Origin of the sequence: Micromonospora sp. NPDC005197, assembly GCF_040608295.1 — a bacterium.
GTDB lineage: Bacteria > Actinomycetota > Actinomycetes > Mycobacteriales > Micromonosporaceae > Micromonospora.
In genome coordinates this window covers 1-2,613 of sequence record NZ_JBEXHY010000250.1, presented here as the reverse complement: position 1 = coordinate 2,613, position 2,613 = coordinate 1, and the positions used below count along the sequence as shown (strand labels likewise).

The 2,613-nt window shown below is 71.5% G+C and carries 2 protein-coding genes; one reads left to right on the top strand and one right to left on the bottom strand.

Annotated elements, in window-relative coordinates; genetic code table 11:
- On the bottom strand, window positions 1-1,618 hold a 1,618-nt coding region (locus tag ABZU46_RS31545; protein ID WP_354863342.1), incomplete at its 3' end, for an MDR family MFS transporter.
- A gap of 189 nt (window positions 1,619-1,807) precedes the next feature.
- Here ABZU46_RS31545 and ABZU46_RS31540 point away from each other — a divergent pair.
- On the top strand, window positions 1,808-2,425 hold the full coding sequence (locus ABZU46_RS31540) for a TetR family transcriptional regulator (RefSeq protein WP_354863341.1): 618 nt from the start codon (window positions 1,808-1,810) through the stop codon (window positions 2,423-2,425).
- Window positions 2,426-2,613: the final 188 nt, after the last annotated feature.

Here is a 2,613-nt window from a genome sequence, read left to right as displayed (position 1 = left end):
TCGGCGCGGGGTCGACGGAGACCTGGTCGAACGCGGGCGCCCCGTCGACCGCGTCGGCGCCGACCGCCGTCGTCGTGGCGGCGTCCGGCAGGTCGAGGCTGGTCCGCAGGGTCACCGGCCGGAGCAGGAGCGCGGCGATGACGCCGACCACCCCGATGGCGGCCGAGATGAGGAAGATGTGCCCGGTGGCGTCGCCGTACGCGGCCCGCACGATGTGCTGGATCCCGTCGGGCAGCGCGGTGATGTTGAGGTTGCTGTCGCCGCCGGCGCCGGAGGCGGGGATCCCGGCGGCGGTCAGGTCACGCGTGATCTGGTCGGTGACCCGGTGGGCGAGGACGGCGCCGAGCACCGAGACACCGATGGTGCCGCCGAGCGACCGGAAGAACGCGACGCTGGAGCTGGCCGCGCCGATGTCCTTGAGGGCCACCGTGTTCTGGACGGCGAGGACGAGGTTCTGCATGGTCATGCCGACGCCGGTGCCGACGATGAACATGGCGATGCCGACCAGGACGAGCGACGTCTCGTGGTCGATGGTGCCGAGCAGCGCGAACCCGGCGACCAGGATGATCGAACCGGCGACGATGTACGGCTTGATCCGCCCGGTCCGGGTGATCAGCCGCCCGGCGACGATCGAGGAGCCGAGGACGCCGGCCATCATCGGGATGGTGAGCAGGCCGGCCTCCGTCGGGCTGTAGCCGCGGCCGATCTGGAAGTACTGGCCGAGGAAGACCGCGCCGCCGAACATGGCCATGCCGACCGCGAGGCTGCCGAGGATGGCCAGCGCGGTGGTGTGCTGGCGCACGATGCCGAGTGGGACCACCGGCTCGGCCGCCCGCGACTCCACCCAGACCGCGAGGGCGAGCAGGAGGAGCGCGCCGCCCACCATGACCCCGGTCTGCCAGGAGACCCACGCGAACGAACCGTCGACGAAGGAGATCCAGATCAGCAGCACGCTGACGCCGGCGGCGATCAGGGTGGCGCCCAGGTAGTCGATCTTGACGTTCTCCCGCCGCAGCGTCGGCAGGTGCAGGGTCGCCTGGAGCAGGATCAGCGCGATGGCGGCGACCGGCACGCCCACGAAGAAGCACCAGCGCCAGCCCAGCCAGGACGTGTCGACGATGAGGCCGCCGAGCAGCGGGCCGCCGACGGTCGCGACCGCCATGACGCCGCCGAGGTAGCCGTTGTAGCGACCCCGCTCACGCGGCGGGATCATGGCGGCGATCGCCACCTGGACGAGGGCCTGCAGGCCGCCGACCCCGATGCCCTGGAACGCGCGGGCCGCGATGAGCTGCCCCGCGCTCTGCGAGAAGCCGGCGATGACGGAGCCCAGCAGGAAGACCACGATGGCGATCTGGATGAGGAGCTTCTTGTTGAACAGGTCAGCCAGCTTGCCCCAGATCGGGGTGGTGGCGGTCGCGGTGAGCAGGGTCGCGGTGACCACCCAGGTGTACTGGTTCTGGGAGCCGTTCAACGACCCAATGATCTTGGGAAGCGCGGTCGAGACGACAGTGCTGCTCAGCATCGCGACGAAGAGCACCAGCAGCAGACCGCTGAGCGCCTCGAGCGTCTGCCGATGGGTCATCGGCTCGGTGCCGGCCGTGGTGGTGGATGCGCTCATCGCGCGGCCTCCAGCTTGTCGTGGTTGGCGAGGGCGACGTCGAACAGGGCTGCGCGGCGAGCGCCGTGGGTTCACGAACCCGCGTATTCGCGCACCTGAGTTGGTTGCCTCACGCAAGCATCTACCGATCTTGCCCAGTCGGCAAGTTTGCGCATTGAGAAGCCGGTCACTCGACGTACGCTGAGCGCGATGGACGAGATCACCGGTCTACGGGAGCGCAAGAAGGCGGCCACCCGCCTCGCCCTGCACGAGTCAGCGCTGCGCCTCGCGGCCGAGCAGGGCCCCGACGGCGTGACCATCGAGGCGATCGCCGACGCCGCGAACGTCTCCCGGCGGACGTTCTCGAACTACTTCTCCAGCAAGGAGGAGGCGCTCTTCCACGGTGACACGGTGCGCCTGCGCAGGCTGTTGCAGTTGGTGCACGAGCGGCCGGGCAGCGAGCCGCCGTGGACCGCGCTGAGCCGGGCGGCCGAACACTTGACCAGGGAATCATCGGATGATCGCGACCACAGCTGGCTGACCCGACGCCGGCAGCTGCGCGGGCACCCCGGCCTGGCCGCGCACCAGGTCGCGGCGTACACCGCGATCGAGCGCGAGCTGGCTGCGGAGCTTGCGCACCGGCTCACCGGCGCGGCGGTGGAGCTGCGCTCCCGTCTGCTGACCGCGACGTTCCTGGCCGCCCTGCGCGTCGCCACCCAGCACTGGATCGACCACCCGGGCGACGACCTGCTGGAGATCGTTCGCACCGCGCTCGCCGAGGTCGCTCCCCCGTCGGCCGCCGCACCGGCAGACGACTCGACGGCCTGACCATCGACAGGTGTACGACCCGACGCGGCGCGCACCGGCCCGCCGCCAGCGAGCGCCACAGCGGAACGACGGCGGGCCCCGTCGCGCCGGCCACCACCGCTCCCGGCGGTGGTGGGCGGCGGGCGAGGGCCCCCCGCCGCGGGGGGACCCGGTAACCGCGGGGACCCCCGTGGGCGGCACCCCGGTGT